Annotated in this window: 13 protein-coding genes; 7 read left to right on the forward strand and 6 right to left on the reverse strand. The window is 52.9% G+C overall.

From position 1 onward, the window contains the following. Positions 1–32: 32 nt before the first annotated feature. The 6 genes from rnr to purL all read right to left on the reverse strand — a co-directional run bounded on the left by rnr (position 33) and on the right by purL (position 11,347). On the reverse strand, positions 33–2,222 hold the full coding sequence (gene rnr, locus LLG96_20300) for a ribonuclease R (GenBank protein ID MCE5252551.1): 2,190 nt from the start codon (positions 2,220–2,222) through the stop codon (positions 33–35). Positions 2,223–2,291: 69 nt separating this feature from the next. Then, on the reverse strand, positions 2,292–3,080 hold the full coding sequence (purQ, locus tag LLG96_20305; GenBank protein ID MCE5252552.1) for a phosphoribosylformylglycinamidine synthase I: 789 nt from the start codon (positions 3,078–3,080) through the stop codon (positions 2,292–2,294). A gap of 403 nt (positions 3,081–3,483) precedes the next feature. Next, positions 3,484–5,961: a DUF5686 and carboxypeptidase regulatory-like domain-containing protein gene (locus LLG96_20310; GenBank protein ID MCE5252553.1), complete on the reverse strand. Its 2,478-nt coding sequence runs from the start codon at positions 5,959–5,961 to the stop codon at positions 3,484–3,486. Between the two features lie 22 nt (positions 5,962–5,983). Further along, a complete protein-coding gene (locus LLG96_20315; GenBank protein ID MCE5252554.1) occupies positions 5,984–7,249 on the reverse strand; it encodes an alpha-L-fucosidase in 1,266 nt (421 codons plus the stop codon). Positions 7,250–7,349: 100 nt separating this feature from the next. Further along, complete coding sequence (locus LLG96_20320; protein MCE5252555.1) at positions 7,350–8,483, reverse strand: polysaccharide deacetylase family protein; 1,134 nt, start codon at positions 8,481–8,483, stop codon at positions 7,350–7,352. 14 nt (positions 8,484–8,497) lie between these two features. Further along, positions 8,498–11,347 (reverse strand): phosphoribosylformylglycinamidine synthase subunit PurL, encoded by a 2,850-nt coding sequence (gene purL, locus LLG96_20325; protein MCE5252556.1) that lies wholly within the window; start codon positions 11,345–11,347, stop codon positions 8,498–8,500. Between the two features lie 287 nt (positions 11,348–11,634). Between purL and LLG96_20330 the strand changes: the two genes are divergently transcribed. The 7 genes from LLG96_20330 (at position 11,635) to pstA (ending at position 20,754) form a co-directional block, all read left to right on the forward strand. Beyond that, positions 11,635–13,104, forward strand: coding sequence for a T9SS type A sorting domain-containing protein (locus LLG96_20330; GenBank protein ID MCE5252557.1), 1,470 nt, complete (start codon positions 11,635–11,637; stop codon positions 13,102–13,104). Positions 13,105–13,699: 595 nt separating this feature from the next. Then, positions 13,700–14,386 (forward strand): response regulator transcription factor, encoded by a 687-nt coding sequence (locus LLG96_20335; protein ID MCE5252558.1) that lies wholly within the window; start codon positions 13,700–13,702, stop codon positions 14,384–14,386. Then, positions 14,383–16,155: a PAS domain S-box protein gene (locus LLG96_20340; protein ID MCE5252559.1), complete on the forward strand. Its 1,773-nt coding sequence runs from the start codon at positions 14,383–14,385 to the stop codon at positions 16,153–16,155. Before LLG96_20335 ends, LLG96_20340 begins: the two co-directional genes overlap by 4 nt. 336 nt (positions 16,156–16,491) lie before the next feature. Continuing rightward, on the forward strand, positions 16,492–17,571 hold the full coding sequence (locus tag LLG96_20345) for a putative porin (GenBank protein MCE5252560.1): 1,080 nt from the start codon (positions 16,492–16,494) through the stop codon (positions 17,569–17,571). A gap of 243 nt (positions 17,572–17,814) precedes the next feature. Beyond that, positions 17,815–18,858, forward strand: a complete 1,044-nt coding sequence (gene pstS / locus LLG96_20350; protein MCE5252561.1) for a phosphate ABC transporter substrate-binding protein PstS — start codon at positions 17,815–17,817, stop codon at positions 18,856–18,858. Between the two features lie 112 nt (positions 18,859–18,970). Then, a complete protein-coding gene (gene pstC / locus LLG96_20355; GenBank protein ID MCE5252562.1) occupies positions 18,971–19,912 on the forward strand; it encodes a phosphate ABC transporter permease subunit PstC in 942 nt (313 codons plus the stop codon). Then, positions 19,909–20,754, forward strand: a complete 846-nt coding sequence (pstA, locus tag LLG96_20360; GenBank protein ID MCE5252563.1) for a phosphate ABC transporter permease PstA — start codon at positions 19,909–19,911, stop codon at positions 20,752–20,754. Before pstC ends, pstA begins: the two co-directional genes overlap by 4 nt. Positions 20,755–20,758: the final 4 nt, after the last annotated feature.

Raw genomic sequence — 20,758 nt, forward strand, 5'->3', positions numbered from 1 at the left:
TCTCTCAAAACCGTGATTTTACACCCTGCTCTTCATGTCCTGCCCGGACGGCTGTGGCTCCTGCCATTCAGCGTTTTTTTCCTTTTCTTCCGCGGTCCGTTATCGAGGCTCCCGACAATGACAAAATCGACTTCACCGCGTTCCTTGTCGGCCCGGGCGACCGCCACGCGGAGACGGTCTCCCAGCACGAACCGTCTTCCCGTATTCCTTCCGGCCAGAGCGATCCCCGTCTTGTCGAGCATATAGTAGTCGTCATCGAGAGTTGAAACGTGGACAAGCCCCTCGACAAAATACCGGTCGAGCTCGACGAAGAAACCGAACGGCATCATCCCCGATACCGTGCCCTCGAATTCCTCGCCGAGATGATTCCTCATGAATTCAGCGGTTTTCATTTTGATCGATTCGCGCTCGGCGGCATCGGTGGTTATCTCGCGTTCGGTTATCATTGCGCCCATATCCTCGAAGGAGGCCTTGTCATGCCTGACAGGACTGCCGCCGCCGATCACAAACGCTTCGAGCTGACGGTGAACGATGAGATCGGGATACCTCCGTATCGGCGAGGTGAAATGGGTATAGACAGGCAGCCTCAGGCCGTAGTGGCCGATATTGCGGGGACTGTAAACAGCCTTTTTCATGGAACGCAGGAGGAGCATGTTGAGCAGGCGCTCGTGTTTTTTTCCGCGGAGGGATTCGAGAAAGTCCTCGATATACCGGTCATCACGGATGCGGGAGAGATGAAATTCATACCCGAGCATGTCTGCAACCTCGCCGAACGCCGCAAGCTTCATTTCATCGGGCTCGTCATGAACGCGGTAGAGAAAGAGGGCATCCATTCCGCCGAGACGCTCCGCTGTCAGGATGTTGGCGAGAATCATCGCCTCCTCGACAACACGGTGGGATTTGAGCCGCCGCCGTTTCACAATGTCCACGGGCTTTCCGTTATCGTCGAGCACGACGTATGCTTCAGGCAGTTCGAGGTCGAGCGCCCCGCGCTCCGCACGGCGCAGTGCAAGCGCATCGGTAAGTTCCGACAGCATGGCAAGCGCTTCTCCCACTTCTGCGGGTATACCGTCGCCGGAGACCGGCCGACCGTCGAGAAAGTCCTGAACCTCCTCATAGGTAAGCCGTCTGCGGGAGTGGATAACGGTGTCGGCGATTTCGTGGGAGAGAACGTTCCCCTCACGGTCGAGCATGGCGATGACACTCTTGGTGAGACGGTCGATGTCCGGCTTGAGACTGCACAGATCGTTCGAGAGCCGTTCAGGAAGCATGGGTATCACGCGGTCGACGAGGTAGCAGCTCATGCCTCTCGAAAGCGCCTCGCGGTCCATCGCCGAGCCATCGGGGACATAATGCGAAACATCGGCGATATGCACACCGAGCTCATAACCGCCGTCTCCGGTCCGGCTGATCGAAAGGGCGTCGTCGAAATCCTTCGCGTCGACAGGGTCGATGGTGAAGGTTACAAGCCCGCGAAGGTCTCGCCGCCGTTCGAACATCGCCGGGCCGAGGTCTTCCCGAACCTGCTTCGATTCGGCGACAACCTCGTCGGAAAACTTCACCGGAAGTTCGTACCGCCGGGCAAGCGCAAGAACATCCACGCCGGGGGAGTCCGGCTGGCCAAGCACTTCCTCGACAACACAGAGCGGCCGTGAGAAGCCCGTCGATTCGCTCAGCAGCCGCACGACCACGACATCGCCTTCAGCGGCTTCCGACTCTCCGCCTTCCTGCACGATCATCGGTTCCGGGAAGCCGTCCTCGGAGGGGATAACATAGGCGGTTTTCTTCCGTTTTCGGAAGACTCCGACGACCGGTTTTTTTCTCCGTTCGATAATATCGACAACTTCGCCCGTGCGGGTCAGGCCGGGATGCCTTTTTTTGATGATTTTCGCCCGGACACGGTCGCCGGACAGAGCACTGCCGGTATTGATATCCCTGACATAGAGGACTTCGCCGCTGTCGGTATGGACAAATCCTCCTCCGTTCTTCGACGCCGAAAAAATCCCGGTATATATACCGCTGTCCTCGGGAAGCGAGAATCGGCGCCCTTTATTCCTGACAAGATCGCCCGTTTTCTCGATGTCGGTGAGCACACGCTTGAACTCATCATAACCGAGGCCCTTGACACCGATCTTGCCATAGAGCTCGCGGCGGCGGATTTTTTTCTTGTTATAGGATTTAATCGTTTCGAGGATTATTTCCCTGAGCTTTTCTTCATTCATGGGGTATGTGCCCGTTCCGGCATCCGGTTTATGCGGATTCCTGTATATCTGTACGAGGCAGCTGGTTGTTTACAATGCTGAACAGTACTCGAACGCGTTCCTGAAAAATGCGGCGCCGTCCCCTTCCTCCGGCAAATCGCACCGTGTCCAGCGGGGATGGTTGGTCCGGTGAAGGAACCGCTCGGGATGGGGCATGAGACCGAAAATCGTCCCGCGCCTGTTGCATACGCCCGCGACATGGCCCATCGAACCGTTGGGGTCCTCGGGATAGGAGGGAACTCCGCCGGTTTTCGATATGTAGCGGAGCACAATCTGGCCGTTCGTTTCGAGCTCTTTCATGTCATCTGTGCTCCGGACGACAAACTTGCCCTCGCCGTGCGCGACAGGGAGCTCGAATACCGGTTTCATGGCGCGGGTGAAAATGCAGATATTCTTTGGTTCAGCGGCAAGATGCACCCAGCGGTCCTCGTATTTTCCCGAGTCGTTGTTCGTGAGCGTGGCGCGTATTTCGCCTGTTGTCCGGGTCTGGAAAGGCAGGAAGCCGGTTTTGATGAGCACCTGAAAACCGTTGCAGACACCGATCACCGCTTTTCCCTGTTCCTCGAAACGGAAGAGCGCATCGCCGAGCCTTTTGTTGAGTTCGAGCGCCATGATTTTCCCCGCCGCAACATCGTCACCGTACGAAAATCCTCCCGGAATGAACAGAAACGAAAAGTCATCGAGCCTGACCTCTCCGGACGCCAGACGGTTTATATGTACCCGCTCGGCCTCGAACCCCGCGCACTCGGCGGCATAGGCGCTCTCAACGTCGCAGTTCGTTCCGGCGGCTCTCAGTATAAGCGCTTTCGGTTTCGCCATTCGTTCCTCCTTCTATTAAATCAAATTTATCTGAAAATATTCTTTAAAAAATTCTAGTTATTCAATTAGTACATAAACCTTACGAATGAGATATTTTTTACACGGTAACGTGTCATTCCCGTGAAAACGGGAATCCATCATCTCATGCTCATAACTGAGCGATGTTAATACTGGATTCCCAATTCACTTCGTTCTTGGGAATGACAATACTCGTACAATATATCAGTGTTTATGAGTTCATTGAATAATCATATAAAATATTTCACCATGGAGACACGGAGCAGGGGGTAATTCATGAATTACCCCTGCGATGTTACATCGGTCAGGTACGAACCCCCAATCCGCATCAATCCGCCCAACCCTTGTTAATCCGTGGTTAAATAAATTTCTTATATTTGATTTATTACAACATACGGACGACACCGATTCCCCAGAATACGCCATGACGGTCGAGCCGCTTCGTCACATCGAGACGGAAATAGCCGAACAGTGCATTGACCGACAGGCCGATCTCGCTATGGAACCGATCGAGATAGAAGGGCTCATATCCGAGCCCGGACAGCCGCTTTTCGGGTATCCATGTTCTTCCCGCAGCGCCATGGAGAATAATGCCCGTGCCCTTTTTTGCCAGCCGTTTCAACCCGACGAGCTCGAAAGGCACTGTTCTGAAATTGTGCTCCATGAAAAACGCACAGTATTGCTCTCCTTCGAGCGGATGGTTCCTGAGCGCCCTGAACACGCCGAAAGGGCTTAAGCTGCCCATTGAGCCGTCGATGATTCCGAAACGCTGGACGGGAAGATTGCCGGTCGAGGTTCCCCCGATGAGCCGTATATCGAGCGTATTGGGCAGCATGCGCCGCCGCAGGAAGGTATTGATCCTCCAGTCGACCGTAATCCGGTAGCTGGTAAAGGAGAAGTCACTCGAAAGGAAATCCGGGAAACTGTGCTCGATATCGAGTTCCACTCTTTTCTGTCCCATTATGCCGAAGGGAATTCTCTCTCCGCCGTACTCGACCGAAAGATTCACCGACCGCAGGGCACCCTCACTGATCGCGGCATTCGGTCTCTGGTGTTTTGTGCTCCCCCAGATTGTGCGCTCGGTTTCTTTTATTAGCGACGAATGGTCCTCGATGGCGATTCCCGCACCCACTTTTAACTGAGGCTTTACGAAACGTCGTTCGAGCGAAGCGCTCAACGATTTGTTCCGGAAATAGTCGAAATAATCGGTGTGCCCGAATAACGTCTGATAACTGCTCAGGTACATGGGATAGTTGGAGGATTGATACCGCGGTGCAGTGCAGTCCGCATACCCGAGACCGGCAGACCAGTTACCCTTGTCACCCCAGTTATATTTCAACGAGCCTCCGTACGACCACCGGTCGGGCCCTGTCTTGTATGCTCCTGAAAGCTCGTACTTCAGGTCTTTCACGATTTTATTCCCATATTTCAGGCCGAGATGATACGCATCCACCCTGTTATGCCACACCTGCGGACGGAACGGGGAAATAAACCGTCTGACCGGGCCTTCGGGCTTTTTGGGCTTGTTTTCTTTTTTATCGTCGTCGATCACCATGCGGGCGAGCCAGCCGGTCGGTTTAAATGCCTTGTCGAAGGTCATGGTGCTGTCGATGACGTCATACGCTTTATTTTCGCCCTCGGTGAGGGGGATGATATCCTCTTTTTTCGCCGCGAAAAGACTGTCTGACCGCGCCCGGGCCGATTCGTCGGTGATGCTCGAATCGGTTTTTTTCGCGGAGATGGTGATGCTGTCGCTGCTCGCTGTAGCGGATACCTGAATTTCGGTCTTTACCTTTTTGAAGAGCGAATCCGGCAGCGCCACGTTGACATCGTAATCGGCAAATCGTGTCAGCTGCCGGTACTTTAACGGCGGGAAAGCAAGTCCCGGAAGCTTGATCGTTATCTCCCCCTCGTTCTTCACATCGACCGGCAGCCAGTATGACTGGCCGAAATTACTGAACTGCTGCTCGAACGTAAGACGTACATTATCGATCGGCGGGGGGAATAAAATCATTTCCCCGGGCTGTAATTGTACCCTGATGAGCGCAAACTCGCCGTCGAGAACGGAAAGACTCCCCACCAACGTTGGCTGCAGGATGGTTTTCGGCGTGACTGAAATATCGAACACCGTGGTGTCGTCGATTTTACGTTTCCCGGTAAGCTTGAAATCATAGTATTTGAAGGCATCGGGATTTGTCGGGCCGATAATCTTATACCCTGAGATATTGATGTCGTCATCGTAAAAATTGGTAATTACCCGCGCGGATGCAAAGTTGTTCTGTGCTTTTATGTTTTTCGTCTGGCGCTTACCCCCGATCGTTTCCCTGACGCCTTTTTTGTGATCCCACAGGACTTCGGAGATACTCTCCAGAATCGAAACGATGGTCGTGTCGTTTTCGATGACAATCCGTGTGTAGGCTTCTGCACGGTAGGATTCGAGCGTTTTCCGCCATATCTGTTTTCTCCTGATGACCTCCCGCATGATGCCTATGGCTGGGTCCTCGGCAGACACCACGACTTCCTGAAGCTGGATGGGGCTCGGAACAAGCGCTATGTTCTGCTCTTCGGGCGACCGGTCGGTGATCGTCAGTGTCTGCGATTTATACCCGATATAGCTTATGTGAATCACGGTGGGGAGCGAGTCGAGCTCGATGGTGTAGAACCCGGCGGTGTTCGTAATGGTTCCCTTCCGTGTTCCCTCGACCCTGAGGTGAGCAACCGGCAGTGTTTCACCGGTAGCGGAATCGGTCACAACGCCGTGGATAACAGCGCCGTTCTGACCCGCGGATACTGCTGCCAGACTCAAAGCAAAAAGAAAAATGGCTGTAGTTACACAGAATCGGTTTCCGTAATGTCGAATCATCACCTGTCCGTGGGAAAATCCTTTATTTCCTTATATTGAGCGCCACAACCGTATCGATAGGATCCCTGTTCTGCACGGGAAGTTTCAGAATCGTTCCCATGGCCGTCGTCTCGAAGTCGACCTTTCTGCCGTCGAGCATTGCAGCCCCGGCGACAGTTCCGACCGTTGCAGGCAGGGCAACGACACCGGCGTTTTCGTCGAGCACATGCACGTACACCGTGTTCCCCTTGTGCGTCGTCACACCCCAGCTCTGCGGCGGCACCGGACCGCCCCGGGTACCATAGATGCTCTCGCCGTTGACTTTCATCCAGCCGCCGATTTCTTTGAGACGGTCGACCTGACGCTGTTCGATTTTCCCGTTCGGCATCGGGCCCACATTGAGCAGCAGGTTGCCGTCGCCGCCCGCGCACATGACGAGGATATGAATGCAGTCCCGGAGCGATTTTACACGGTCATCCGGTTTCCATGCCCATTGATCGCCGATGGTCATGCACGATTCCCATGCGCGGTCGGTCTGGAACGTCCCGATCTGCTGCTCAGGGGTGCCGAAATCGGCTTCGAGCCCGGCGCGGTTGTTGATGATGATATGAGGCTGGAGCTCGCGGATCATCTTGAACATGGCCTGCGAATCCCAGTCCTGGGCAGTGCCTCCGAGACCGTCAAACCACATGATGTCCACCTGGCCGTAGTTCGTGCAGAGCTCGCGAATCTGACCGTGCAGATATTTGATGTAGTCGGTGTGACGGGCTGTACGATAATCCGGATGATGCCAGTCGGGCGGCGAATAGTAGAATCCGAGCCTGAGCCCGGCATCGTGGCATGCCTTCGCGAGCTCGGCTACGACATCCCGTCTGAACGGGCTATCCGGGCTCGTTATCTTGTAATCGGTGAGCTTGCTGTCGAACTCGCAGAAACCGTCGTGATGTTTCGTGGTGAAAACGAGGTACTTCATCCCCGCGGCCTTTGCAATGGCGACCCATTCCTGTGCGTTGAACTCCACGGGATTGAACTGCTTGTAGAGATTATCGTAGACATCGACCGGAATTTCACCGGTGGTTTTATCGTTACGTCCCCGGCGTTCGCCTCCCCTCGACCAGCCGATCTCGGTTCCTTTCAGGCTCACGGGTCCCCAGTGGATGAAAAACCCGAACCGGGCATCCTTCCACCACTGCATGTCCTCCGGGCTCGCCTTGAGGTATGGCTGGGCATTCACAGAACTGGTGACGGAACAGAACACGAAGACAGATATGACCGCACAGATTACGCACAATTGTACAATCGGTTTCATGGTGTTTGTTCTCCTTTTCCGGCATTTGCACACCGAAAACCATGTGTTATTGTAAAACCTGATCTGATACACTCGCTTCCGGGTCACTTCCCGCGCTATCTCACTTTTTTATTGCGGTCCATGCATCTCCCCTCAGGGGAATCGAGATAAAGTACGGTTTCTCATTGGGAAGGACATCGATACGAATTTTGTTGTCTGCCACCGTAAAGTCTGTTACGCCCTCAATTGCCGGTTCGATATGAACGGTTTCCGCCTGCACCCCATGGTCGAACGTCAATTCCAGTGTCAGCGGCTGGTCATATATCCCGTTATCGAGACCGTCGCAAAACTTCACTTTATAGGTCAGTATCGACTTGCTGACATCGACATCGTCGATATCGACATAAAAGGCATTCCGTTCCTGAATATAGCATGCAACCATATCCGTGTTGCCGCTCCAGAAATCGCTCGCGGCGATCAGGTCGATATCCTTGATAAACTCCTCGCGGGGATAGTATCCCCAGCTGTCCGGAAACCCGAGCGCATGGTACATGATAATGAGCCATGCCTTTTTATCGAGGCAGGTCATCAGAAGCGGCCCCATCTCGTCGTGGTTCTGGACATAATAGCTGTAGTTCTGCCCGACCACGAGCGAAGGGAGATACTGCCAGTTCGTGGGTTCCCTGACATCGTCGGGGCAGATGTATATGAGGTTGCGGTCCAGCTCGGCGCCTCGGGCGCAGATGAATCCCGCCTGTTTATTGGCGAGCTGCGTCGTCACTTTGTACGCCGAGCTTCCGGGATAAGCGTATGCCCTCGGATGTAATCCCCATTCTTTCATGAGATCGTAGCAGGTCTTGAACGAGGTATAACAGAATTCGTAATCGTAATCGTCATGGAGAACATGGGTGTGACCGTGGCCGTAAAAATGGGTACCACGCGGGATAGCCTCGTCACGCATCCGCGCCACGATCTCCGGATACTTTTCATACGAGCTGGTCACAAGCTCGTGATCCATGCGAAGTCCTCTGCTCAACACTTCGTCGTCGATGGAATCGACATCCTTGTTTCTTCCCCATGGCGAATCATAATTGATGGATACAGCCGCCGTTTTTCCCTTGTACCATTTCAGAACGCTCACCTCGAAAACAGGTTTTTCAAAATAATTCTCATGGGTGACAGGATTGTTATTGTCACTGCACCCTGCAATGACCATTATCACGGGAAAAATGGGATATATCCATGGTATCTTCATGCGTGTTCCCCCTGTTACACAACTCTCAGCGGCTCCTGCCATGCTTTTTTCAGGTCGAAAATGTTCTCGTCGACCACGGTGCCGTTCGAGCTCTCGATGATGAGACGATCGTTGCCGGTAGTCTTTCCGATGATGGCAAAAGGTACATCTCTGAGGATATAAGAAACCTCGTTTATGTGATCGGGCCGTATTTCGATAATGAACCGTGAATTCGATTCGCTGAAAAGGATGTGGTCAACGCGCATCGGAGTTTCCGTCGGAACGAGAATAAGGTCCGCTGCGGCGCCGATACCGCCCGCAAACGCCATCTCGGCAAGCGCGACACCGATGCCGCCCTCGGAACAGTCGTGACATGACTCAATGAGACCGTGCCGCATGGCGGTATGGAGCGCGATCATGGTCGCGCGGGCTGTCTGAACATCCACGGTCGGGACGGAATTTCCCACAGCGCCGTGGATATCCCAGTAATGCGAACCTCCCATTTCGGTTCTGGTCAGTCCGACAATCAGAATCATGTTATCGGGACACTTGAAATCCATCGTGACGGCCTTTGTAACATTATCCATGACGCACAGGGCGCTGATGAGGAGAGTCGGGGGTATCCTGATCACCTTGTTGCCATAGATGAATTCGTTCCGGAGGCTGTCCTTGCCGGAAATGAACGGCGTCCCGAAACCGACAGCGCCATCATAACAACCCTGTGATGCCCGCACGAGATCGCCGAGACGGTCGGGAATGGTTGTGTTTCCCCATGCGAAGTTATCAAGCAGCACGGTCTGGAGGATATTGCCGCCGACAGCGGTAATCTGCCTGAGCGCCTCATCGATGACCGACATGGCCATGTGATAGGGATCGATCACGCCGTATTTGGGATTGATGCCGCTCGCCACCGCAATACCGCGGTTGCTGCCAAGCTTCGGACGAAGAACGCAGGCATCCGAGGGGCCGTCGTTCGATTCGCCGGTCAGAGGCTTCACGATGCTTCCGGCCTGAACCTCGTGATCGTACTGGCGGATAATCCACTCTTTGGAGCATACATTCCATGCGCCGAGAATCTTTTTAAGCGGATCGCCGAGATACGCAGGACAGGGGAAATCCGGCTCCGGGTACGAGGGCTGATTCCATGAGGCAGTCCGTTCGAGTCTCGGTACTCCGCCGTGCAGGAAATCGCAATCGAACTCGCCTACGGTGACACCGTGATAACGGAGCGTCATGACGCCGTTTCCGGTAAACGTCCCGATCACGACTGCCTCGACATCCTCGGCCTCGAAGACACCGAGCAGCTCCGTCACCCTGTCGGGCGGTACTGCGAGCACCATGCGCTCCTGAGCTTCCGACACCCAGATTTCCCAGTATTTGAGTCCCTCGTACTTGAGGGGAACCTTTTCAAGGTCGACCACGGCGCCGGTTTCCCTGCCCATTTCGCCGACTGCGCTCGACAGCCCGCCCGCGCCGCAGTCGGTGAGGGCGGAATAGAGGCCACGGTCGCGGGCAATGAGAAGGGTATCGGTCATCTTTTTTTCCTGGATGGCATTCCCGATCTGGACAGCATGCGAGGATGTCGTTTCGCTTTCCTCGGTGACCTCGGTGGAGGAGAGTGTTGCGCCGTGGATGCCGTCACGGCCTGTTCTGCCGCCGATAAGCACGATCACATCGCCGTCGGAAACCTTCTTGAACGAGCATTCCTTCGGCATGATGCCGATGGTGCCGCAGTAGACTATCGGATTGCCCACATAGTGCCGGTCGAAACATACCGCGCCGTTCGGTGTCGGGATTCCCATCCTGTTGCCGTAGTCGCGGACACCCGAGACAACGCCTTTCATGACCCTCCGCGGGTGGAGCGCTCCCGGCGGCACATCCTTTAGCGCCATATCGGGCGGTGCGAAACAGAATACATCGGTGTTCATGATCGGTTTTGCGCCGAGCCCCGTTCCGAGCACGTCGCGGATAACGCCGCCGATGCCGGTGCCGGCCCCGCCGTACGGTTCGAGCGAGGAGGGGAAATTGTGCGTCTCGACCTTGAAATTGATGTTGTCCGCGTCATCGAACCGTATCACGCCGGCGTTGTCCTCGAACACGCTCACGCACATGTCGTGGTCGATCTCCCGTGTTGCCCTGACAATGGTCTGTTTGAGGAGGTTGTCGATGATCTCGCCATTGTAATTGATGATGCCGCGGAAGGTCTTGTGAACGCAGTGCTCGCTCCATGTCTGGGCGAATGTTTCCAGCTCAACATCGGAGGGATTTCTGCCGAGCTTTTTGTAATGATCCCTGAGCGTCCGCATCTCGTCGAGGTTGAGCGACAGAAAACGGTCCCGCGACAGGCTTGTCAATCCCGCGTCATCGAGGCCGAGAAGGTCGATTTCGATGCGGTCGACACCCTCGACCGGTTTCGCATGGAGAAACGCCTCTTCGCCCGGTTCGGCGACATGCTGGATTATCTTGTTCACAAGGAGCTTGTCGGTAAGCAGGCGGATATCGGCCTGTGAAACCGTCCCAGATATCTCATACCGCTTCATGGTCTTCGCCCCTGTCACCGTGGAGACTCCCATATCCCTGAGCGCTTTGTACAGCGAGCCCTCGACCGGGTCCATGACGCCGTGGTTATAGGCGACTTCGATAACCTGTCCCTTACCTTCAGGATTGTCGTCAACAGCGTAATCCTGGGTTATTTTATCGGCAAGAAGCTCCCCGGCAATCCGTGCAATATCTCCGTCGGGGATGTCCCCCTCGAACAGGTAGACATCGCTGACCCTGACATCCGTTATGCCTTTCACGCCGAGATCGAGCGCATCCTTTTTGACACCTTCGCCGCGGCTGTCCGTAAACTCCGGGCGGGTGCTCAGTGTGACTCGTCTGACCACGGTGACCCCCTCTATGGTATATATGACTCCGGTGCGGGATTACTTTTATGTATGAACACGTTTGAATATACCTTATGAAACGGGAGGTGTCAAAAGCTTTGATTGAGAATCTGCACACATATTGAATAACCTCAGGCAGAACCTCGTTTTTTTGTACAAAAAAACACTTGACAAAAATGTTTTACCACGGTAAATTTTACTGTGTAAAGTTTCTGCCGCTGTTATCGACCAGACTCACATGGAGTTTGATCGAATGTTTTAATGTGTTTCCGTGGAAGGAGAAAGTCATGAAAAATGGTATTGTGCTTTTGTTAGCAGCCTGTTTTCTCGTCAGCGCCGCTTCGGTGTTCGGCGATGAGAACGAGGTTTACGGACAGCAGGTGCTCGCACTCGACAGAGAAAGTTTTCAGAATTATCCTGTTCCATGGCCCACACCCGGAACAAAACCGTCCGACGAATGGCTCGAATGGGAAACTCGCAGAACGCTGGCCAGCTATCAGCTTAATCCGGTCTGGCTGCCCGACGGGCAGACGATAGCGTGCTCGAACGGGGCGGGAGCTTATTCGAGCATCTTTCTCGTCCCTGTCGACGGCGGCGATCCCGTCCGTTTCTATACCTGCTTCTGGGTCTACCAGGGATACTATATAGGAAGCACGTATAACCGACCCGCGTGTATGACGCCGGATGGCGAGGAAATCGTTTTCGAGACGCATATCATCGACGAGTCCCGGGGAACCCAGGTGACACTGCATTTCAATTCGGACGGCGCATACAGCGGATGCGGTGTATCGAATCCTGTCCCGGTGATTCAGGCGATCAACATTCATACGAAAGAGGTTCGCACACTTGTCGAAGAAGCGGCGAATTGCAAATTCAGTCATAATGGAAAATATTTTGCATATTTCAATCAGACATACGACGGAGTGAAGAACGACAATTTCGTTGTTCAGGATACGGAAACCGGCTGTGAATGGACTCTTCCCGTTAACTGGGAGTACTGCTTCTCGGCGGATGACGAATATATCATTTATGCGGATTATACAAATGGCGGGCAGCTTTTCAGAATACCTGTGGCGGGAGGCGCGCCCGAACAGATAACGTTCGATACCGGCGATGAGTTGACGACTGTCCACAGCAGTCTCGAATGTTCACCGGACGGCAAATGGATTCTCTTCAGCGGCAACGGCGGGCCTCGGAGCAACACTATAAGCGATTCCACGGGCTCGCACAGCTACAGCATGGGCGCCATTCCCAAACTGTGCGCTTATAATTTCTATACCGGCGAGACGATAGAATTCTTCCCGAGAGCCCCGGCAATCTCGTCACGGTGGGCGATATTTTCACCGGACGGTACCCGGTTCTGCTATGTGTATGAAAACAGCGACCAGCGCCACCAGTCGATAGAGATATACGTCAAAGATTTCGATTGCTCATCGGTGAACATGTCCCTTCAGACAGCCGTCGATGCCTCGCAGCCTTCCGGTTTCGCCCTGCTCGGCAACTATCCCAACCCGTTCAATCCCTCGACGACCATCGAATTCACCCTGCCGGAGGCCGGATTCGCGGATCTCGTCATTTACAGCATCACGGGCCAGAAAGTCAGGGAACTCGTTTCGGATTACATGACGGAGGGCAGGCACAGCTCCGTATGGGACAGCCGTGACGATTTCGGCCAGCCTGTGTCGGCGGGTGTGTATGTTTCGCGGCTCCGTATGAACGGCACGGCGGCGTCAATAAAAATAACGTTGATGAAATGAGATAACCGGCAATCTCCGTTTCACAACAGGATAACCAAAAGGCATCCCTGAAAACGGGATGCCTTTTTTTGCCCGGATTTATCTGAAAATGCATCTACGGTTCCCGGCGCTGAAGCCCCGTCCTGGTGTCATAAGTCCCTGTAACGCCGTTATTCCCGAATCGTTAATCGGGAATCCATATGCAGCCTGCATACATTTTTCATCCTTCGTTGTGACCTGCCCTGGTCATGGAGGTTATTCATGAAAATAGTTTACCATACTCGCCGCGCTGCGCTGCATCGCAGCAGGAAGGCACAAAAAATCATAACGGATTATTATACCTGACGAAATAATTGTTCGTGTTTTTTTATTGTAGGGGCAACCCCCCGTGGTTGCCAACTGTAGAACAAATCCGTGTTTCATTAAATTTTTGTAAATAGATCGGGTTATGCGTTTATATATTATTCCGATTCAGTGCATGACATTTAACGCCATGATACATATATTGTAATTCACACGAATTACTTATCTTTTTCTAACAAATGGCTAACATTCGGCGTTTATTTTTTCATCCATACCTGATGTATCACCAAAAACCGATGCAGAGGCGAAACGGATGGCGAAAGAAAAAATACTCGTGATCGATGACGAAGAAGACCTGCTGAAACTGGTCCGCTACAACCTTGAGAATTATGGTTACACGGTCGATTGTTTCGGAACCGGGGAAGATGGTCTCGATGGGATACGGTCGGCGGCGCCTGACTTGGTTCTGCTCGATCTCATGCTTCCCGGTATCGACGGGCTCGATATATGCCGAATACTGAAAAACGATTCCAGGACATCACACATTCCGGTCATCATGCTTACCGCAAAAGGCGAGGAAGCGGATATCGTGACCGGTCTCGAACTGGGCGCTGATGACTATATCACGAAACCCTTCAGCCCGAGAGTTCTGGTGGCGCGGATCAAATCGGTTCTTCGGAGGAACCGTAATGTGGATACGAATGGCGTGTATGCGAACCATGGGATCATTCTCAATACGAAAAAACGCGAAACCCTTGTCGATGGGAACCCGGTCGATCTCACCGCAACAGAGTTTGAAATCCTGCTGATGGTCATGCGCAAGCCCGGCTGGGTTTTTACCCGAAGCCAGATCATCAATGCGATAAAAGGGAACGATTACCCTGTGACCGACCGTTCTATCGATGTCCAGATAGTCGGATTGAGAAAAAAACTCGGCGATTCCGGGAAATACGTCGAAACGGTCCGCGGAGTGGGATACCGGCTGAAGGATAAGCCATGACCCCTTCCAAAAAACTCCTCTGGAAACTTTTTCAGTCATATCTGATCATCACATTTCTTTCGCTCTTTATGGTGGCGCTGTTTACCTTCCGTTCGCTCAGGGATTTCTACAGTGAGCATACCCGGGAAATTCTCAAAATCAGAGCCGTGCTCGTCAGAACAATGATCGACGGGGATATATCTTTCCCGAACGCGGGGAAGATCGATGCTGTCTGCCGTACTGTGGGATCGGAAATCGGGACACGTGTAACAGTGATAACAGCCGGGGGTGTGGTTGTCGGGGATTCCGAGGAAGATTATCGGAAAATGGATAACCACGGGGACAGACCGGAGGTAAAAACAGCCCTATCCGGTACTGTCGGGATGGCGACCCGTTACAGTTACACGCTTAAAAAGGATTTGATGTATGTGGCGGTTCCCGTTGAGCAGAACGGTTCGATTATCGGCATAGTGAGAACTTCGATGCCGGTTACCGCGGTCAGTTTTTCATTAAAGATCATCTATATGAAAATTGCATTGACCGCACTGGTGATAATTGTCATTGCATCCATAGTAACCTTTTATGTGTCGCGGTGGATAAACAGACCCATCAGGGAGATGATTCAGGGAATCAACCGCTTTGCCGGCGGCGACCTGGATTTCCGTATTTCGATGAGCGGTATTTACGAGCTGGAAACGCTTTCCGAAGGAATGAATACCATGGCGGCGCAGCTTTCCGAACGCATCAGTACCATCACCGAACAGCGAAACGAGATCGAGGCTGTTTTTTCGGGAATGCTCGAAGCGGTTTTCGCTGTCGACATGGAAGAAAGAATTATCGAATACAACCGGGCAGCCGAGAAGCTGTTCAGTATTAATCCTGAAAACTGTAAAGGGAAGCAAATCCAGGAAGTCATACGGAATACTCATCTCCAGAATTTTGTAAACACCACGCTGACTGTCGGAGAGACAGTCGAGGAAGAGATCGTCATCCATAACGGGAGCGATCGCGTTCTTCATGCGCACGGAACTCCGCTTCTCGATGCTCAGCGGGGACAGACAGGCGCGGTTATAGTCCTCAACGATATCACCCAGCTCAAACGGCTCGAGAATGTCCGGCGGGATTTTGTTGCGAATGTTTCCCACGAGCTCAAGACGCCCATTACTTCCATTATCGGATTTGTCGAAACCCTGCGTGACGGCGCCATTGAGGACATCGAAAACAGGAATCAGTTTCTCGATATCATACTGAAACATTCGAACCGGCTCAACAGTATTGTTGAAGACCTGCTCAGTCTTTCGCGAATCGAACAGGACATCGAGAACGGCAGGATTATCTTCGAACCTCACAACATCTGTGAAATCCTCAATAATGTCCGTCTTCTCTGCGAGCCGAAAGCCCGCCGGAAAGGGATAACCGTAAGTATGTCCTGTTCCGATACCATGATCAACTGTAATGTCCTGCTCCTCGAACAGGCGGTGATCAATCTCGTCGATAACGCGATCAAGTACAGCGGAAATGACAGCACCGTTTACATTCGTTCTTTCCAGGATGCGCAGACCCTCACGATCGAGGTTTCGGACAGCGGCTGTGGTATTCCGCAGGAGCATCAGACCAGAATTTTCGAGCGTTTCTACCGTGTCGACAAAGGCAGGAGCCGCGAACTCGGCGGAACCGGTCTTGGTCTTGCAATCGCCAAACACAGCGTACTCGCCCACAAGGGCCGCATCTACGTGGAAAGCACCCCGGGGCAGGGAAGTACCTTCACCATTACCCTGCCCGTCGCATAATCCTTCATTTGTTTACACTCTCCCCCGGGCTAACCGAATTCTCACACTCCCTTTACAGTCAATTAACATGATAATTTTATATTAGTTTCCTGTTAAAAAACACTTAGTGTCCGGTTACGTGCTGTTCGGGACAGGTATGAATCCCCGGTGAATTGTTCGGGGACTAATAGTTTGAAAACAGAAAACTAACGAGATATTTCATCACCGGTTGATGATTGGGGACCGGGGATGGAAAATAATTTTACACTGTCTTCAATATATGGCGCAGGGAATGGTAACGGCCGGCCAGGCTCTGTTTTCATGCAGGAAAACCGTCATTCAGAAAAGGGGAATACCGTGAAATCGAAATGGTTATGGCTGATTATTGCAGGATTGTCATGTGTACCGGTGAAAGCCGCGTTTTCTGAAGAAAATCTTACCATAGGCGCCGATCTCCGGTACCGTCACGAACTCATCGACGCTGAAGGAAACGATATGAGAAACCGTCACAGGATAAGGGCTCGTATCAACCTCAATGCCCGGGTTCATGAAGATGTGGCCATAGGTATCCGGCTTTCTTCCGGGAGCGATGACCCGATTTCGAGAAATCAGACTCTTACGGGAGGATTTTCAAGCAAGCAGATCAATATCGAAGAGGCTTTTTTCGAGTGGAATCCCCGGACAGTTCAGGGATTGACCGTGCACGGCGGAAAGATGCAGAATCCCCTGTTTGTTCCGGGCGATACGGAGCTTTTGTGGGACAGCGATCTGAAACCGGAAGGTCTCGCGCTCGGATACTCGAAAAGTGGGGGGCCGGTGACTCTATTCGCTCATGCCGCCTATTTCTGGGTCGATGAGCGCAAGGCGGATAACGATGCCATCCTTCTCGGCAGCCAGGCGGGGATAACGTATCGGTCGGCGGCGGCGGAGATAACCTTCGGCGCGGGATACTTCGACTATCGGAATGCCCGGAAACACCCGTCCTTTTACGATACGGCGGACAGTTTCGGGAATTCGGTCGACGGTAACGGCAATTACCGCTATGGTTACAGGGATATCGAGCTCTTCGGTGAAATAAAACCCGCAGGTCTTGGCGGCAATGTGACCGTGTTTGGTGATTATGTCGACAATATCGCGCAGCACGTCGATGATGATCGGGGCTGGCTTGCAGGCTTTACACTCGGAAAATGCAAAAAACCCGGCTCTTTCGATTTCAGATACAGCTACCGTCATCTCGAAAAGGATGCCGTTGTCGGGGCATTCACCGATTCCGACTTCATCGGCGGCGGAACGGACGGAGAGGGGCATGAGATTAATGTCAATTACCAGGTGGCGCCCAAAATAAAAGCCGGCGTGACCTGTTTTTTCAATCGGCAGGGCATCGACAAGGGCAGAGATTACCGCCGGTTCCAGGCCGATATGAATTTCAAGCTGTAAAATGACGAAGATGAGCGGGCAGTTTAAAAGTCTTGTGATAAACATGATGTACGTGAATATATGCTGTCAAGGGTCGGCACGAAGTGCCGATTTACATGCCCTTGACAGCAACAAAACAACACATTTCGTCATGGGGCTCGTGAAAAATATACTTTTTCACAGCCCTCTTAAGAAAAATCACACATATTCCTCATATAATTCTAACATTTAAATGGTACTTTATTGAATCTCAAGGAGGAAGATATGAAAATGGTTAAACCGGTTTGTTTATTGTTGTTCGGTTCGGTCATCATGGTTTCGCTCGTCCAGGCGGAACCGCTGACACTCAACGGCGCCGGAGCCTCGTTCCCGTATCCCGTGTACTCGCAGTGGGCATACAAGTACAACAAGCTGACGGGAACAAAGATCAACTATCAGTCCATCGGTTCGGGCGGAGGTATAGCCCAGATCGAGGCAAAAACGGTAGATTTCGGCGCTTCGGACGCGCCGCTCGAAAAAGAAGAGCTCGACCGTGAAGGATTGATCCAGTTTCCGCTGGTCATGGGTGGTGTTACACCTGTGGTCAACATCACGGGGATCAAGGGCGACACGCTGAAACTGTCTCCCGAAATACTCGCCGGGATTTTTCTCGGAGAAATTGTAAAATGGAATGATGCGAAGATAAAAACGCTCAATTCCGGCCTGTCGCTGCCGGATCGCGCCATTACGGTTGTCCACCGTGCGGACGGTTCCGGGACCACATGGATTTTTACCAATTACCTTGACAAAATATCCGGCGCGTGGCATGAAAAAGTCGGAACGGGGAAAGCGGTTCAGTGGCCCATCGGCATAGGAGGCAAGGGCAACGAAGGTGTCGCGACCAATGTACAGCGGATCAACGGGGCGATCGGGTATGTCGAATATGCCTATGCCCTTCAGAATAAGATGACGACGGTGCTTCTCCAGAACAGGGAGAAGGTGTTTGTTGCCCCGACAATCGAATCGTTCCAGTCGGCGGCGGCACACGCGGACTGGGTCAACGCTCCGGGATTTTATATGGTACTGACCGATCAGCCCGGCAAAGCAAGCTGGCCGATTACGGGCGCATCGTTTATTCTGATACACAAAAGTCAGTTGGATATCGCCAAAGCCCGCGAAATGCTGACATTCTTCGACTGGGGCTTTAGACACGGCGCCGAGATCGCAGAGAGCCTCCACTATGTTCCCATGCCTTCCAATGTCATCGATCTTGTGGAAAAAGTATGGAAAAACGAGGTGAAAGCGGGCGTAAATCCCGTCTGGAAATAGGCTGCTGACTTCACCTATATCAAGGATTACGGGCATTTCTTGAGAGGGCGGTTTAAAAGTTTCTTTTTCACCGCCCTCTTATAAGGAAAACCCGTAACCACCATAAAGGCTTATGATCAGGGATCGAAATTCGAAATATCATTATTACACCGATATGGTTTTCCGGTTTATAAGCGCCCTGTGCGCCGCCGTAGCGTTTTTGATCATTATCGGTATATCCGTCGAGCTGGTTACCAATTCACGGCTCTCGCTGAAAACCTTCGGGCTTTCGTTTCTGTTTTCCCAGGAATGGAATCCCGTTACCCAGCAATTCGGAGCATTGAGCAGTATATACGGGACTGTCGTATCCACCGTGATAGCCATGCTGATAGCGGTTCCCATGAGCCTGGTGATCGCGCTGTTCCTTGTCGAGCTCGCACATCCTGCTCTCAGTCGGGTTGTCGGGTATGGCATCGAACTGCTTGCCGCGATCCCCAGCATCATATACGGCATGTGGGGGCTTTTTGTTTTTTCACGGTTCATGTCCGATCACGTTCAGCCGATGCTCGGCGATACGCTCGGTTTTCTGCCGTTGTTCAAGGGGCCGCCCATGGGAATCGGCATGCTGACAGCGGGTATCATTCTCGCGTTCATGATACTGCCGTTTATCAGCGCGGTCATGCGGGATGTGTTTCAGATGGTGCCCCCCGTGGTCAAGGAAGCGGGTTTCGGAATGGGAGCGACAACGTGGGAAGTCACCTATAATGTCATCGTCCGGTATGGAATCCGCGGGCTTGTGGGAGCATCTTTCCTCGGCCTGGGGCGCGCCCTCGGCGAGACAATGGCGATAACCTTCGTGATCGGGAACGATCATTCGATATCATCCTCTCTTTTCTCGCCGGGAAACAGCATCGCGTCGACGCTTGCCAACGAATTTACCGAAGCCTCCGAACCGCTGTACATGCATGCGCTGGTCGAGCTGGGGCTCATGCTGTTTGCCATTACGTTCGTTATCCAGCTTTTAGCGCAGCTCTGGCTGAAAAAGCTCCATAAGAGCATGGGGGGCGGTTTATGATCCTGCGTTCGACCGTCTATCGTAAAAGCGTGGATATACTGGTCAAGGGATTTTCAGGTCTCTCGGCGTCGATCGGGCTCGTGTTCCTTGCATGGATCATATGGGAGGTTGTCAAACGAGGTTTTGCGGCGCTGAACTGGGAATTCTTCACCGCGCTGCCCGCTCCTCCCGGCATGGAGGGCGGTGGTATAGCCAACGCGATTCTGGGGACGCTAATCATTACAGCTCTGGCCGGAGTCATAGGTGTGCCTGTCGGTATCATGAGCGGGGTATACCTGTCGGAATTTGGGAAAAATGGTATTTTTGGCAAAGCGATCCGTTTTACGCTCAATGTGATCATGGGAGTGCCCTCGATTATTGTCGGTCTGTTCGTCTATACCATCCTCGTGATCCCGATCGGTCATTTTTCCGGATATGCGGGCGCTGTTGCTCTCGCGGTAATCATAATCCCCGTGGTGGCGCGGACAACCGAGGATATGATGAATCTGGTGCCGAATGCCCTGCGGGAATCGGCTCTCGCGGTAGGCGCATCACGAACGAGCGTAACCATCAGGATTGTTTTCCGGGCGGCAAAATCGGGAATGATAACCGGTATTCTCCTGGCGATAGCCCGGATAAGCGGAGAGACCGCGCCGCTGCTTTTCACCGCGCTCAACAGCCCTTTCTGGCCCGGATCGTTCAACCAGCCCGTTGCTAATCTTACGGTAACCATATTCAACTATGCCATGTCTCCATACCCGGACTGGCAGCAGACAGCATGGGGCGCATCGTTCATAATCATGGCGGCAGTGCTGGCCACTACCGTGCTGGCCCGTTTTATTACGAAGGAGGTAAAAACGTGAACAA

The sequence above is a fragment of the bacterium genome (assembly GCA_021372535.1).
Lineage (GTDB): Bacteria > Latescibacterota > Latescibacteria > Latescibacterales > Latescibacteraceae > JAFGMP01.

Excerpts from the sequence above, each read along its gene's own strand:
- LLG96_20330 (MCE5252557.1), top strand. The coding sequence starts at position 11,635 with ATGAAAAATGGTATTGTGCTTTTGTTAGCAGCCTGTTTTCTCGTCAGC.
- LLG96_20335 (MCE5252558.1), top strand. The coding sequence starts at position 13,700 with ATGGCGAAAGAAAAAATACTCGTGATCGATGACGAAGAAGACCTGCTG.
- pstC (MCE5252562.1), top strand. The coding sequence starts at position 18,971 with ATGATCAGGGATCGAAATTCGAAATATCATTATTACACCGATATGGTT.
- LLG96_20310 (MCE5252553.1), bottom strand. The coding sequence starts at position 5,961 with ATGATTCGACATTACGGAAACCGATTCTGTGTAACTACAGCCATTTTT.
- pstS (MCE5252561.1), top strand. The coding sequence starts at position 17,815 with ATGAAAATGGTTAAACCGGTTTGTTTATTGTTGTTCGGTTCGGTCATC.
- rnr (MCE5252551.1), bottom strand. The coding sequence starts at position 2,222 with ATGAATGAAGAAAAGCTCAGGGAAATAATCCTCGAAACGATTAAATCC.
- purQ (MCE5252552.1), bottom strand. The coding sequence starts at position 3,080 with ATGGCGAAACCGAAAGCGCTTATACTGAGAGCCGCCGGAACGAACTGC.
- pstA (MCE5252563.1), top strand. The coding sequence starts at position 19,909 with ATGATCCTGCGTTCGACCGTCTATCGTAAAAGCGTGGATATACTGGTC.
- LLG96_20340 (MCE5252559.1), top strand. The coding sequence starts at position 14,383 with ATGACCCCTTCCAAAAAACTCCTCTGGAAACTTTTTCAGTCATATCTG.
- LLG96_20320 (MCE5252555.1), bottom strand. The coding sequence starts at position 8,483 with ATGAAGATACCATGGATATATCCCATTTTTCCCGTGATAATGGTCATT.
- LLG96_20315 (MCE5252554.1), bottom strand. The coding sequence starts at position 7,249 with ATGAAACCGATTGTACAATTGTGCGTAATCTGTGCGGTCATATCTGTC.